Raw genomic sequence first — 12,541 nt, 5'->3', positions numbered from 1 at the left:
GGGCCCCGGCCGCAACCGCACCCACCGACATGGGCGGGCGCCACGCGACGGCGCAGGTCTGCCCCTTGTCAGGATCGGGCGATGCGGGCGTCCGCGCCGATCGCGGCGGCGACCGCGCCGTCGAGCGGGTAGGGCGCCTCCGGCGGGAGCAGCGCGGCGGCCGCGTCCCGGTCGCCGGCGCGCAGGAGGTCGTGTGTGCGGTGGGCGAGGTCGGTGACGTCGCGGACGGCGACCAGCCATTCGTCGGCGTAGAGCCGGGCCGCGCGGCCGGACAGGCCGACCTGGAGCGAGCGGTGGGGCAGGGGCCGCAGGCCGAGATCGCGCTCGGGGTCCCACTGGATGCGTACGGGCGACTCGCGCAGCCGCGCGGCCCACGCGTCGCGGTCGGCGTGGAGCGCGGGGTCGTGGTGGGACAGGCAGGCGTGGGCCAGAGCCCAGTCGAAGCCTTCGCGGCTGATGTCCAGGGCGAGGACGCGCTCCTGGCCTTCCTTGCGGGCCCAGCCGCAGCGGTACATCATCCACAGGAACGAGGGCTTGATCCAGGTCATCCGCGACCTGCTCCACGTCTCGGGGAAGCGGCCGTGCAGCGCCGCGTACTCCCCGATGTCGGGGCGGTAGGCCTGATAGACCGTCACTGTCCGTGCGGTGTGGGCGGCTCTGATCTGCCGGTAGGGGACGTTTTCCATGCGCACATGATCGCGGGATCAGGCCCCTGAAGCGACGGGATTTTCGTAGGGTCGACTCCATGGACTGGCACCAGTGGCACGACGACTACGACCGGCCGGACTCCGCGCTCGGGCGCCGGCTCGGGGTCGTACAGGAGCGGATCCGTCTGGCGCTGGACGCGGCCGCGCCGGGGCCGCTGCGGGCGGTCAGCGTCTGCGCGGGGCAGGGGCGCGACCTGCTGGAGGTGCTGGCGCGGCACCCACGGGGGGCGGAGGTGAGCGCGCGGCTGGTCGAACTGGACGCGCGTAACGCGGCGGTGGCGCGGCGGGCCGCCGAGGCGGCGGACCTGCGGCAGGTCGAGGTCGTCGTGGGCGACGCCGCGTGGACCGGGCACTACGAGGGGGTGGTCCCCGCGGATCTGGTGCTGCTGTGCGGGGTGTTCGGCAACATCAGCGACGAGGACGTCGAGCGCACCGTCGCCCACTGCACGCAGCTGTGCGCGACCGGGGCCACGCTGGTGTGGACCCGGCATCGCAAGGCGCCGGACCTGGTGCCCCGGATCTGCGAGTGGCTCGAGGAACGCGGCTTCGAGCGGCAGTGGTTGTCCGAGCCCGACGCGGGATTCGGCGTCGGCGTGCACCGCTTCACGGGTGCGGCCCAGCCGCTGTCGCCCGGGACGCGGATGTTCGGCTTCGTCGGGTACGACACCCTGGCCCGGCAACGGGCTCAGCGCGGATAGAGCTGGAAGGCGACGGCCGGGCGGCCGCCGAAGCGCTGCGCGGACACCTCCGTCATCCGCCCGAGGAAGGCGCGGGCGTAGTCGGCGGGCTTCTGGTCGCTCAGCGCGGCGATGTACGCCTTGTGCTCGGCCAGCGAGGCGACGGCCCGTTCGACGGCCCGCTCACCGACCGGCTCGGCGTGGGTCGGGTGCGGTGATCCCGCCACCGCCGTCCAGCGGACCCCGTTCCAGGGCTGGAGGCCCTGCTCGGCCAGCTCGGGGAAGATCCAGCGGTTGCCCGCGTCGCCCGCCGCGTCGAGGACGGCTCGGCCGACGATGCGGTGGTCCGGGGTGTTCCAGGCCGTGCCGCCCCAGGTGTCGTGATGGTTGAGGGTGACGAGCAGCTCGGGCCGGTGGCGGCGGACGGCGGCGGCCAGGTCGCGGCGCAGGCGTAGCCCGGGCTCGATGACCCCGTCGGGGTGGTCGAGGAATTCCACGGTGCCGACGCCGACGACCGCCGCGCTCGCCCGCTGCTCGTCCTCGCGGATCCGTGCGGCCCGCTCGGGCTCCATGCCGTCGATTCCGGCCTCGCCGCGCGTCACCAGCAGGTAGCCGACCTCGCGGCCCGCGTCGGTCCATTCGGCGATGGCGGCGGCTCCCCCGTACTCCAGGTCGTCGGGGTGAGCGACGATCGCCAACGCACGCTGCCAGTCCCCCGGCATGGGGGCGAGTTGCTCATCGGTCACGCCGTCACTCTACGAGAGCCCGCCCGGGGGCGTGCGGAGCGCGACATTGATCCGGTTCCACGCGTTGATGGTGACGATGACGCCGATGAGCTGGGCCAGCTCGGTGTCCTCGAAGTGGGCGGCCGCGCGCTCGTACACCGCGTCCGGTACGAAGCCGTCGGTCAGGACGGTTACCGCTTCGGTGAGCGCGAGCGCCGCCTGCTCCTTGGGCGTGTAGTAACCGGCGGCCTCCTCCCAGGCGTTGAGCAGATAGATCCGCTCCTCGGTTTCGCCCGCCCGGCGCGCCGCCCGGACGTGCATGTCGATGCAGAAGGCGCAGTGGTTGACCTGCGAGGCGCGGATCTTCACCAGCTCGACCAGGACCGGGTCGAGGCCCTTCCCGGCGGCCGCCCCCAGGTCGATCATGGCCTGGTAGACGTGCGGCACGAGGGAGATGAAGGGCATGCGCCTGCCGTGCGCCGCCGGCGCGGAGGGGTCGTTCGTCGTCATGCGTACGACCCTACGAGCCCATAGGCCCGGTCGGCCGGGCCAATCGTGCGCCGGGATCTTGGGCCAATGTCTTCACTACGGCAGCAGCGTGAACTCGGCCCTCCACCGGCGCACTCCCGGGGCGGCCGCGTCGCGGATGTCCTCGATGCGTACCGTTCGCAGGCCGCTCGCGGCGAACGCCTCGACTTCGGCCCGGGTGAGCGGCCACGGCGGCCCGTCCGCGCGCCCGTCCTGCTCCTCCCGGGCCGCCGCGATGACGAGGAGCGTGCCTCCGGGGGCGACCATGCCGGCCACGCGCGCGGTGGCGGCCGGCCGCAGGGTCCGTGGCAGGGCCTGGACCGTAAGGCTCTCGACGACCAAATCGAAGGCCTGGCGCCACTCGGCGGGCGGGTCGAGCAGATCCGCCGTCAGGTAGCGCACCGGCGAGCCCGGGAAGCGGTCGCGGGCGGCACGGACGGCGGTGGGGGCGATGTCGAAGGCCAGGGTGTCGAAGCCGAGGCCGGCGACGTACTCCGCGTCCTCCCCGAGGCCGCAGCCGACGACGAGCGCGCGCCGTCCGCTGCCGTCCAGGCCGCGCGCCCGGGCCCACTCCACCAGCAGGCGGTGCGGCGCGCCCCGGTCCCAGGGCACGTCCGCCTCACCGTGCGCGGCGGCCGTGTACAGGCGCTCGAACCAGCCGGTGGGGTCGTCGGCGTCGAGGGACTCGGCCGCCAGGCGGCGGGCCTCCTCGTCCGGGTCCCTCGCACTCACCGGGCCGCCGCCGCCCAGTCCCGGAGGATCGTGAAGTCCCGGTCGGTCAGGCCGATCCGCGGGTCCACGTGGTGCAGGAGGGCGGCCCCGGTGTGGTTCTCGCCGACCCATGCCCGGTCGGAGTCCTGGATCCCGTCGTCGACCCAGGCGAACGGCCGTCCGGCGGCCCACGCGACGAGGTGGCGGGTCTTCCAGTGGATGCCGTCCTGGGCCGCCTCCATCGTCGCCGGCCATTCGATGACCGGCAGTTCGGGCAGGCCGACCCGCGGCGAGATCATCGCGTTGGCGTCATGTGTCCAGGCGGTGGCCCACACCAGCTCGAACGGCAGTCCCAGCAGCGCCGCGCCGTGCTGCGGGTTGAGCCGTACGCGCAGCGGCGTGGCCCGGATACCGCGTGCGGCGCGGGACGCCACCCAGCCGTCCGGCAGGACCCGGTGGGTGGCGTATCCGCGCAGCCGTGGGCGGCGGAAGCGCCGTGCCGCGAACGGGTTCAGCGGCCCGTCCACGTCCAGCAGGAGCAGCGGTTTGCCCTTCGGCGAGGTCGGCATGAGCAGGACGTTAGCCTGCCGTCGGGGGCTGAGGGGTGTCTTCCGGCGTGAGTTACGGTCTGACCCATGACGACCGTGGGAACGCTGCTGCGCGGCTGGCGGGAGCAGCGCCGCATCAGCCAGCTCGAACTCGCCCTGCGCGCCGACAGCTCCGCCCGGCACATCAGCTTCATCGAGACCGGCCGCTCCCGCCCCAGCCAGCCGATGGTGCTGCGGCTCGCCGAGCAGCTGGAGGTCCCCGTACGCGACCGGAACGCCCTGCTCGTCGCCGCCGGCTATGCCCCCGCCTACCCCGAGACCCCCCTGCACGACCCCGCGATGGACCCGCTGCGCACCGGCCTGGAGCGGCTGCTGACCGCGTACGAGCCGTATCCGGCGCTGGTGATGAACGGGACGTACGACGTCATGGCGGCCAACCGCGGCATCGCGGCTCTGGTCGCCGGCGCCGCGGACCACCTGCTGCGGCCGCCGATGAACGCCATGCGGCTCACCCTCCACCCCGAGGGACTCGCCCCGCGCATCCTCAACCTCGGCGAGTGGCGGGCGCATCTGCTGGAGCGCATGGAGCGTCAGTCAGCCCTGCGCGGATCCGGGCCGCTGCGGTCGCTGTACGAAGAGGTCGCCGGGTATCCCGTTCCCGTACCGGAGCCCGACGAGGCGGCCGGCGCCGATCCCGAGGCCGCTCTGCCCTTCGCGCTGCCGATGCGCATCGCGCACGGCGGACAGGTGCTGTCCTTCATCTCCACGGCCACGACCTTCAACACGCCCATGGACGTGACCGTCTCCGAGCTCGCCGTCGAGACCTTCCTGCCCGCCGACCCGGCGACGGCCAAGGCCCTTCAGTCCCTGACGTGACCGATCTGTCGTGACCGACGGCGTGCGCAGGGCCGCTCCGTGAAAATCCCGTTGGCGCGCTCCCCCGTCCGGTGTTGCAATGTGCGGATGGATCATGATGCGGTACGCGCCCTGTTCGATCAGCAGATGCGCCAGGACCCGCCGCCCGACGGCCCGGGGGTACGGGTCGAGCGGACCGGTGGGGTGGTGCGGCAGGTCGGTGCCGAGAACGACTGGAACGGCGTGGTCTGGTCCGGTCTTGACCAGACCACGGCCGACGCGGCGATCGAGGAGCAGGTGGGGTACTTCGCCTCCCTCGGGCGGGAGTTCGAGTGGAAGCTGTACGACCATGACCGCCCCGCCGACCTCGGCGCGAGGCTGGCGGCGGCCGGGTTCACGCCCGAGCCCGCGGAGACGCTGATGATCGCCGAAGTCGCCGAGCTGCCCACGGGCGTCGCCCTGCCGGCGGGCGTCCGCCTGGAGGCGGTGACCGACCCGGCCGGCGTGGATCTGGCAATGGACGTCCACGACCAGGCCTTCGGCACGAGCAGCTCCCGCCTGCGGCAGCAGGTGCTCGGCCAACTCACCAAGAGCCCGGACACGGTGAGCGTGGTCCTCGCGATGGCCGGCGACGTGCCGGTGTGCTCGGCGCGGATGGAGCTGCACCCCGGAACCGGCTTCGCGAGCCTGTGGGGCGGCGGCACCGTACCCGCGTGGCGGGGCCGGGGGATCTACCGGGCGCTGGTCGGCCACCGGGCCGGTATCGCGGCCGAGCTTGGTTACCGCTTTCTGCAGGTCGACGCCTCCTCGCAGAGCCGGCCGATCCTGGAGCGGCTCGGCTTCGCGGCGCTGAGCACCACGACGCCGTACGTGTTTCAGCCGGGCAGGAGTCCCGCGCCGTAGGGCAGTTCGGCCCAGACCACACGGCCCGGGCCGGGCTCGGTGTCATGGACGCCCCATGCTTCGCTGAGGCACTGGACAACCAGCAGTCCGCGGCCGCTGTCGGCCTCGCCGGGGAGGGGGTTGGCCCGAGGGCTGTTCGGGCCAACCCCATGGTCGTGCACCGCGACGTACAGCCGCAGTCCGTGATCCGCCAGCTCGCACAGGATCGTTTCACCGCCGGCGTGGACGACGGCGTTGGTGGCGAGTTCGGAGACCACCAGGGCAGCGGTTTCGCGGGCGCCCGCGTCGAGATTCCAGCGAGCCAGTCGCGCCCGCGTCCGACCACGGGCGTATGCGACGGACTCCGCTTGCGCCGGCAGTGCGAAGGCGTACCGGCGGCCGCCTTCGGTGCCGGTATCCGGGCCTGACGGCCACTGTGTCATCGCGTTACCGGGTGCGGTCACGGCGCTACTATGCGCTCCGCCGCGAGCACTTGGCAAGGGTCACTCTGAAATTTCCAGAGTGCCCATGCCGCACGCCCCGAACATGCCACACTGCTCACACGAGCGTTCGGGGGAGGCAGACGTGAGTGAACCGCGGCCGGCCCCGACGGTGGGTCAGGTCGTCCTCGGCAAACGCCTTCAAACCCTGCGGGAGAAGGCGGGGTTGCGCCGCGAGGATGCCGCCACGGTGCTCCGGGTGGCGCCCACCACCATCCGCCGGATGGAGACCGCCGAGGTCGCGCTGAAGATCCCGTACGTCCAACTGCTGCTGAGGGCCTACGGGATCGCCGCAGACGAGGCCGACGCCTTCATCACGCTCGCCGAGGAGGCCAACAAGCCCGGCTGGTGGCAGCGGTTCCACGACATACTGCCGGACTGGTTCAGCGTGCACGTCAGCCTGGAGGGTGCGGCGAGTCTGATCCGCTCGTACGAACCCCACTTCATCCCGGGCCTGTTGCAGACCGAGGACTACGCAAGAGCCATCCTGCGCACCGGCTCCGTCGGGCAGATCAGCCCCGACGAGATCGAACGCCACGTGGCGCTGCGCATGGAACGCCAGACCCTGCTGACCCGCCCCGACGCCCCGCGCCTGTGGGTGGTGCTGGACGAGACCGTGCTGCGCCGGCCCGTCGGCACCCCGGCCGTCATGCGCGCCCAGGCCGACCGGCTGCTCAAGGCCGCCACGATGCCCAACGTCACGGTGCAGATAGCCGAGTTCGCCTCCGGGCACCACCCCGGCACGTACGGGCCGTTCGTCCTCTTCCGCTTCGCCGTTCCGGAGCTGCCGGACATGGTCTATGTCGAGTATCTGACCGGCGCCGTCTACCTCGACGAGCGGGCCGAGGTCGCCTCCCACCTGGAGGTCATGGACCACATGGTGGCGCAGGCGGCCACCGCGCAACGTACGAAGGAGATCCTCCGGGATTTCCGCAAGGAGCTGTGAATGGATCGCGGACACATCGTCAGGAACGGCGGCATACGCAACGGGATGCGCGCCGCCGACCTCGGCACCGAGGGCTGGCACAAGCCCTGGAGCGGTGGCAACGGCGGCAACTGCATCGAGGCGATGAGGCTGGGCGACGGCCGGATCGCCCTGCGGCAGTCCACCGATCCGGACGGGCCCGCCCTGATCTGCACGGACAGCGAGTTCACCGCGTTCATCCAGGGGGCGAAGGACGGCGAGGCCGACTTTCTGCTCTCCTGACCGACTGATGGATCGACCGACACCGCAACGGAGCGCTGTATGACCGGACATGAGCCCGCGACAGCTCGTACCGACCACACCGACCGTATCGATACCAGCAAGCCGCACCCGGCGCGCGTGTACGACTGGTTCCTGGGCGGCAAGGACAACTACCCGGTCGACGAGGAGCTGGGCAAGCGCATCCTCAGCCTCGACCCGGTCGTCAAGGTGGGCGCCAGGGCCAACCGCCGCTTCATGCACCGCGCGACGCGCCTGCTCGCCCAGCAGGGCATCCGGCAGTTCCTCGACATCGGCACCGGCATCCCCACCGAGCCCAACCTCCACCAGATCGCCCAGGAGGTCGCGCCGCAGTCGCGGATCGTCTACGCGGACAACGACCCCATCGTCCTGCGCCATGCCGAGGCCCTGCTGCGCAGCGCGCCCGAGGGCTCGACCAACTACCTTCAGGCGGACGTCCGGGAGCCGGAGCGGATACTCAAACCGGCGCAGGAGATGCTGGACTTCGCGGAGCCCGTGGCGCTGTCCATGGTCGCCCTCATGCACTTCGTGTCGGAGGACGAGGACGACGCGTACGGCCTGGTCCGCCGTTACCTGGACGCGCTCGCGCCGGGCAGCTATCTCGTCCTGACCCAGCTCACACCGGACGTGGACCCCGAGGCCATCGCCAAGGTCGCCGCCTCGTACCGCAAGGGTGGCACCGGCCTCTACCCCCGTACCCATGCCGAGGTCGTCCGGTTCTTCGACGGCCTCGACCTCCTCGACCCCGGCGTGGTCTCGGCCCCGCACTGGCGGCCCGAGCCCGACCCCGAGCCCGATCGGTCGGCGGGCAGCGAGCTCCCCGTCCCCATGTACGTCGGGGTCGCCCGCAAGCGGTGATGGCGGCGTCGACGCCCTCTCCCCCGTGCCCCCGTACTTCCCCCGTCGAGGGCGTCGACGTCCGTTCCACCGAGTTGTACCGACCCCCGCCGGTACGTTTCTCGGTGCCAGGAAGATGGTGGCAGCACAGGAGCCCGGCGCACATTGCCAGTTCCCGGCAATCTTGACGGGTATCTGACGGCCTGCTCGGGGTGCAACCGTTCGTGCCCTAAAGCGGCTGTTCCGGCCAGCCGAGCAGCCGGGCGCCCAAGGCCGCGGTCTCCAGCGTGTAGCGGTGCAGGGCGTCGCCGGGGTCGTAGCCGGTCAGCGCCCTGATCCGCTCCAGCCGGTACGTGAGGGTGCGCACCCCCAGGCCGAGCCGGCGGGCGGCCTCGGCGTTGACGTATCCGGCCTGCGCGTGGACGGCGATGGTCTCCACCAGCGGCCCGGCCCCGCCGCGCGCCTGGGCCAGCGGTCCCAGCACGGTGCGGACCAGGTCGGCCATGGCTTCCCGGTCGCGCATGAGCACGGGGAAGACCAGCAGTTGGGCGGCGTGCAGCACGGGCGGGCGCAGCCGCAGCCGGTCGGCGAGGTCCAGCGCGCCGAGCGCCTCCTCGTACGACCGCACGATGCCGCCGGGACCGGAGTGGGCGCGTCCCACCGCGACCCGGCGCGCCGGAGCGTACCCGGGCCCCGGCCGCTGGGCGAGGTCCGCGAAGGTGTCGAAGACCCCGCCCTCGCCGCCCGGGGCGATGCACACCAGCCGCCCGTCCTTGGTGGACAGAAGCACATCCCGTTCGCCGAACCGGCCGGTCAGCTCCCGCTCGATCCGGCGGACGACCGGCTGCACGTCCTCGTACGTCTCCTTGTCGCGTGCGACCGCCACCGCGACCGCGCTCGCACGCCCGAGCCGCAACCCGAACCGCTCGGCGCGCTCGGCCAGCAGCCCCGGGTCGCTGCGGCCGTACAGCAGGTCGTCGACGAACTCCCGGCGGGCCGCCTCCTCCCGCCTGGCCAGCAACCGCTGCGCCCGCTCGTGCCCTTCGCCGAGTGCCGCCACCGCTGCTTCCGCCGCGGCCAGCACGGCGTCGCCGACCCTCCGGATCTCCGCGGCGCCGCCCGCGGTGACGACGCCGGGCAGTGTGCTCCAGGCCTGATGGGTGGCGCCGAGGTAGTGCCCGACCAGCTCGCGCAGGCCCTGTCCGGACTCCGCCGCACGCTCGCCCAACTCCCGCAGCGCGTCCAGTTCCGGGCGGCGCAGCCGGCGGCCGGTGGTCGACACCTCGGACAGCATGCGCGGATACCCGCCGAGAAACCCCGGCGGTACGCCACCCACGGCCACGATCGCTCTCCCCTACCCCGCATATTGCCGGACCCCGGCGAGGAGGACGGTATCAATTCTGCCGGGTCCTGGCAGCCGCCGTAAGCGATGCACATATTCGAGAGCGGTGCTCTTGACGAGGAGCTGGAGCGGGTGTGACCATTGTTCGCAAGAGAGAGCATCGCTCTCGTTCGAGAGGAGACCCCCATGTCCCTGCACGTGATCGTCGGTAGCGGTGCCACCGGTGTCGCCACGGCACAGCTCCTGGCCCGACGCGGCGAACAGGTCAGGATCGTGACGCGCCGGGGCAGCGGTCCCGAGCACCCGGCGATCGAGCGGATCGCCGCGGACGCCACCGACCCCGACCGGCTCGGCGCGCTCGCCGAGGGCGCCACGGCCCTGTACAACTGCGCCAACCCGCAGTACCACCGCTGGCTCACGGACTGGCCGCCGCTGGCCTCCTCACTGCTGACCGCCGCCGAGCGCAGCGGCGCGACCCTCGTCACCCTGAGCTGCCTGTACGGATACGGGGCGGTGGACGGCCCGATGACCGAGGAGACCCCGCTCGCCGCCACCCATCCCAAGCTGCGCATGCGAGCCGACATGTGGCGCGACGCGCTCGCCGCCCACCGGTCCGGCCGGATCCGGGCCACCGAGGTCCGGGCGAGCGACTACGTCCAGGCGAACTCGATCCTCACCTTCGCGCTGGGCGAGCCCCTGCTCGCCGGCCGGCGGGCCTACTCCCCCACACCACTCGACCAGCCGCACAGCTGGACCTCGACCAACGACGTCGCGTCGATCTTGGTGACCGTGGCCGGTGACGAGCGGGCCTGGGGCAAGGCATGGCATGTACCGACCACCGCCCCGCTGACCGTCAGCGAACTCGCCACCCGGTTCACCGAGGCATCCGGCCTCCCCGCGCCGAAGCTGACGACGATCCCGTACCCGGCGCTCTGGGCCACCGGACTGTTCTCGACGATGGTGCGTGAACTGCGCACCACCCGATACCAGTTCGACCGCCCCTTCGTCCTCGACTCCACCGCGGCGACCCGGACCTTCGGCCTCCGGCCCGAGCCGATAGACGACGCCCTGCGCGAGACGGCCCGTCTGTTGAGCCGCACCGTCTCCTGAGGTGCGGGCACTGCCTCAGCCGATGCGCCGCGCAGCTGATCGACGGTGCTCGGCGCTCGGTCAGACGAAGCGGCGCACGAAGGCCAGCGCGGTGTCGGCGACTTCCTTCCAGCCGCTGTCGATGGTCAGCGCGTGGCCGCGCCCCTCGACCTCGGTGATCTCGGTGACGCTCGCGTTGCGCTGCTGCTTCTTGTACGAGGCGTTGGTGATCGCCCAGGGCACGGTGTGGTCCTTCTCTCCGGAGATGAGCAGCAGCGGCCCCCGGTCCGGGTTCTCGGTGTCGACCTTGGCCTCGGTCCACGGGTTGAAGTTGGCCGTCGCCGCCTGGAAGAGCGGCGCACCCGCGGCCGGCACCGCGAAGGTGTCGTACAGCTCCTTGGCCTCCTCCTCGCTGACCGCGTTGGCGAAGGCATAGCGGAACTGGTCGTACGTCAGTGGCACCGCCCGGTGCCGGTTGGCCGGATTGCCCAGCACCGGCGCGGACGAGCGCAGCGCCGACACCGGCAGCGGCAGCACGCCGCGGAAGGGGGCGGGGTCGATGGCGACCGACGCGGCGGACAGGCCGCGGCCGGCGATGATCTGAGTGATCAGGCCGCCGAAGGAGTGCCCGACCACGGCGGGCTTCTTCTCCAGCGTCCCGATCAGCTTCGCGGTGTGGTCGGCGACCTCCCCGACCGTCTTGCCCGCGAAGACCTCCGGGTGGGCGTTCGCATCCGTGACGGTCTCGGGGTCGTCGGGCCAGGACAGGAGGACCGGCGCGTATCCGGCCTGCTCGAAGTGGGTCGCCCAGCGGTCCCAGCTGCTGGGGAGCAGCCACAGACCGTGAACGAAAACGACCGGGATACGGCCGGAGGCATTGGCCTGCTCGATCTGCTGCACGTCATTGGCTGTCATGACTCGACGCTAGAAGCGGCCGGCGCCGCCCGCAATCAGTCAAATGACGCACCTGCGTCTGCTCCGGTGCGTGTGGGGCGCTCCCATAGGATCGAGGAATGAGTGACGACGGGGCCGCCCCTACGGAGGCCCCGGCGAGTACCGGGGCGGGTACCGAGAAGTACAAGCAGCGGGCTGTGCTGCTTCGCGTTCTGATCTATGTCTTCGCGACGCATCTGTTCGCGGGATTCGTCATCCTGCTGTTCTATCTGGGCGGCCACGCCCAGAAGTGACCTCCCGGGGGACATGCCTAGGACATGCCTACGGGCAGCTCTCGCCGAATTTCACCGCGGAGAAGGTCACCGGCTGCCCCTTCAGGGCTGCTCCGGCCTTGGGATCCTGGGCGCACACCTGCCAGTCGCTCTCAAGGAGGACGGTCCGGTCGTCGCCGGTCGCGTCCTTGACCCTGATCGAGGTCGACGAGTCGAGCGCTCGGCGCGCGGCCTTGACCGACGTGCCGACGAAGTCCGGCATCGTGTCGCCGGCCGCGCTCGGTGTGGCCTGGTCCTTCGCCGGGCACTTCTCGCCGAGCTTGACGGAACCGAAGTCCAACTCGGTGTCGACGGGGACGGTCCTGCCCGCCGCGATGTTCTGGGAGCAGACCTTCCAGTTGCGGTCGAAGAGCTGCATACGGTCCCGGCCCAGGGAGTCGTGCGAGGTGAGGGTGGCGAAGCCGGCCGCCTGCGCGGAGTCCTGCGCGGACTGCAGGCCCATGCCGACGAACTCGGGCACCCGCGCCTTCTGCGCGGAGCTCGTCCCGGTGGAGCCGGCCGGCGCGCCGGCGCCGGGGCCCGCGCCCGTGCCGGTGTCGCAGCCGACGACGGCGAGGACTGCGGTGCAGAGCAGTGCGGCGGCGATGGCGCTGCGGGGGTGCATGACTCATAGGGTGCCCGCCGTCCGGCCGTCACATTCGCCCGCCGGGATCCGTCAGTGAAGTGACGACGAGATCCCTGGAGGGGCA

17 protein-coding genes are annotated in these 12,541 nt (G+C 72.0%); 8 read left to right on the top strand and 9 right to left on the bottom strand.

Annotation, left to right across the window (positions count from 1 at the left end; all coding sequences use genetic code 11):
• Positions 1-68 precede the first annotated feature (68 nt).
• Positions 69-686 carry a DUF4291 domain-containing protein gene (locus tag ACFXJ5_RS22290; RefSeq protein WP_384633624.1) on the bottom strand — a complete coding sequence of 206 codons (618 nt, stop codon included), beginning with the start codon at positions 684-686 and terminating at the stop codon, positions 69-71.
• 59 nt (positions 687-745) lie between these two features.
• Between ACFXJ5_RS22290 and ACFXJ5_RS22285 the strand changes: the two genes are divergently transcribed.
• Positions 746-1,405: a class I SAM-dependent methyltransferase family protein gene (locus ACFXJ5_RS22285; RefSeq protein ID WP_384633621.1), complete on the top strand. Its 660-nt coding sequence runs from the start codon at positions 746-748 to the stop codon at positions 1,403-1,405.
• Here ACFXJ5_RS22285 and ACFXJ5_RS22280 read toward each other — a convergent pair.
• From ACFXJ5_RS22280 to ACFXJ5_RS22265, 4 genes are all read right to left on the bottom strand, one after another.
• A complete protein-coding gene (locus ACFXJ5_RS22280; RefSeq protein ID WP_384633715.1) occupies positions 1,393-2,106 on the bottom strand; it encodes a PIG-L deacetylase family protein in 714 nt (237 codons plus the stop codon). The two genes, ACFXJ5_RS22285 and ACFXJ5_RS22280, sit on opposite strands and share 13 nt — an antisense overlap.
• A 33-nt stretch (positions 2,107-2,139) precedes the next feature.
• Complete coding sequence (locus ACFXJ5_RS22275; RefSeq protein WP_384633618.1) at positions 2,140-2,619, bottom strand: carboxymuconolactone decarboxylase family protein; 480 nt, start codon at positions 2,617-2,619, stop codon at positions 2,140-2,142.
• Positions 2,620-2,694: 75 nt separating this feature from the next.
• Positions 2,695-3,369, bottom strand: coding sequence for a class I SAM-dependent methyltransferase (locus ACFXJ5_RS22270; RefSeq protein WP_384633615.1), 675 nt, complete (start codon positions 3,367-3,369; stop codon positions 2,695-2,697).
• Complete coding sequence (locus ACFXJ5_RS22265) at positions 3,366-3,917, bottom strand: hypothetical protein (protein ID WP_384633612.1); 552 nt, start codon at positions 3,915-3,917, stop codon at positions 3,366-3,368. Before ACFXJ5_RS22265 ends, ACFXJ5_RS22270 begins: the two co-directional genes overlap by 4 nt.
• Before the next feature lie 66 nt (positions 3,918-3,983).
• On the opposite strand from ACFXJ5_RS22265, the gene ACFXJ5_RS22260 reads away from it, so the two are divergent.
• The gene (locus ACFXJ5_RS22260; protein WP_384633609.1) at positions 3,984-4,772 is read left to right on the top strand and encodes a helix-turn-helix domain-containing protein; all 789 of its coding nucleotides are present in this window, start codon (positions 3,984-3,986) and stop codon (positions 4,770-4,772) included.
• An 87-nt stretch (positions 4,773-4,859) separates the two neighbouring features.
• Positions 4,860-5,654: a GNAT family N-acetyltransferase gene (locus ACFXJ5_RS22255; RefSeq protein ID WP_384633606.1), complete on the top strand. Its 795-nt coding sequence runs from the start codon at positions 4,860-4,862 to the stop codon at positions 5,652-5,654.
• On the opposite strand, the gene ACFXJ5_RS22250 is transcribed toward ACFXJ5_RS22255, so the two are convergent.
• Positions 5,627-6,097: an ATP-binding protein gene (locus tag ACFXJ5_RS22250; protein WP_384633604.1), complete on the bottom strand. Its 471-nt coding sequence runs from the start codon at positions 6,095-6,097 to the stop codon at positions 5,627-5,629. The genes ACFXJ5_RS22255 and ACFXJ5_RS22250 overlap by 28 nt on opposite strands.
• A gap of 121 nt (positions 6,098-6,218) precedes the next feature.
• Here ACFXJ5_RS22250 and ACFXJ5_RS22245 point away from each other — a divergent pair, with 121 nt between their 5' ends.
• From ACFXJ5_RS22245 to ACFXJ5_RS22235, 3 genes are read left to right on the top strand one after another with little or no spacing between them, the layout of a single operon-like run.
• A complete protein-coding gene (locus ACFXJ5_RS22245) occupies positions 6,219-7,079 on the top strand; it encodes a helix-turn-helix domain-containing protein (RefSeq protein ID WP_384633601.1) in 861 nt (286 codons plus the stop codon).
• Complete coding sequence (locus ACFXJ5_RS22240; protein WP_384633599.1) at positions 7,080-7,340, top strand: DUF397 domain-containing protein; 261 nt, start codon at positions 7,080-7,082, stop codon at positions 7,338-7,340.
• 39 nt (positions 7,341-7,379) lie between these two features.
• A complete protein-coding gene (locus ACFXJ5_RS22235; RefSeq protein ID WP_384633597.1) occupies positions 7,380-8,216 on the top strand; it encodes an SAM-dependent methyltransferase in 837 nt (278 codons plus the stop codon).
• A gap of 208 nt (positions 8,217-8,424) precedes the next feature.
• Here the strand turns inward: ACFXJ5_RS22235 and ACFXJ5_RS22230 are convergent, their stop codons facing one another.
• On the bottom strand, positions 8,425-9,489 hold the full coding sequence (locus ACFXJ5_RS22230) for a PucR family transcriptional regulator (protein WP_384633712.1): 1,065 nt from the start codon (positions 9,487-9,489) through the stop codon (positions 8,425-8,427).
• A gap of 234 nt (positions 9,490-9,723) precedes the next feature.
• Here ACFXJ5_RS22230 and ACFXJ5_RS22225 point away from each other — a divergent pair, with 234 nt between their 5' ends.
• Positions 9,724-10,647, top strand: coding sequence for an NAD-dependent epimerase/dehydratase family protein (locus ACFXJ5_RS22225; protein WP_384633594.1), 924 nt, complete (start codon positions 9,724-9,726; stop codon positions 10,645-10,647).
• A gap of 60 nt (positions 10,648-10,707) precedes the next feature.
• On the opposite strand, the gene ACFXJ5_RS22220 is transcribed toward ACFXJ5_RS22225, so the two are convergent.
• Positions 10,708-11,541 (bottom strand): alpha/beta hydrolase, encoded by an 834-nt coding sequence (locus ACFXJ5_RS22220; RefSeq protein ID WP_384633591.1) that lies wholly within the window; start codon positions 11,539-11,541, stop codon positions 10,708-10,710.
• A 98-nt stretch (positions 11,542-11,639) separates the two neighbouring features.
• On the opposite strand from ACFXJ5_RS22220, the gene ACFXJ5_RS22215 reads away from it, so the two are divergent.
• A complete protein-coding gene (locus tag ACFXJ5_RS22215) occupies positions 11,640-11,813 on the top strand; it encodes a DUF6126 family protein (protein WP_384633588.1) in 174 nt (57 codons plus the stop codon).
• Between the two features lie 28 nt (positions 11,814-11,841).
• Here ACFXJ5_RS22215 and ACFXJ5_RS22210 read toward each other — a convergent pair whose 3' ends face one another.
• Entirely contained in the window at positions 11,842-12,456 is a 615-nt protein-coding gene (locus ACFXJ5_RS22210) for a hypothetical protein (RefSeq protein WP_384633585.1), read from the bottom strand.
• Between the last annotated feature and the right edge of the window lie 85 nt (positions 12,457-12,541).

This window comes from Streptomyces sp. NPDC059373 (assembly GCF_042751495.1).
Classification (GTDB): Bacteria; Actinomycetota; Actinomycetes; order Streptomycetales; family Streptomycetaceae; genus Actinacidiphila.
The sequence above is the reverse complement of the archived record's forward strand: the minus strand, read 5'-3'. Positions and strand labels throughout refer to the sequence as shown.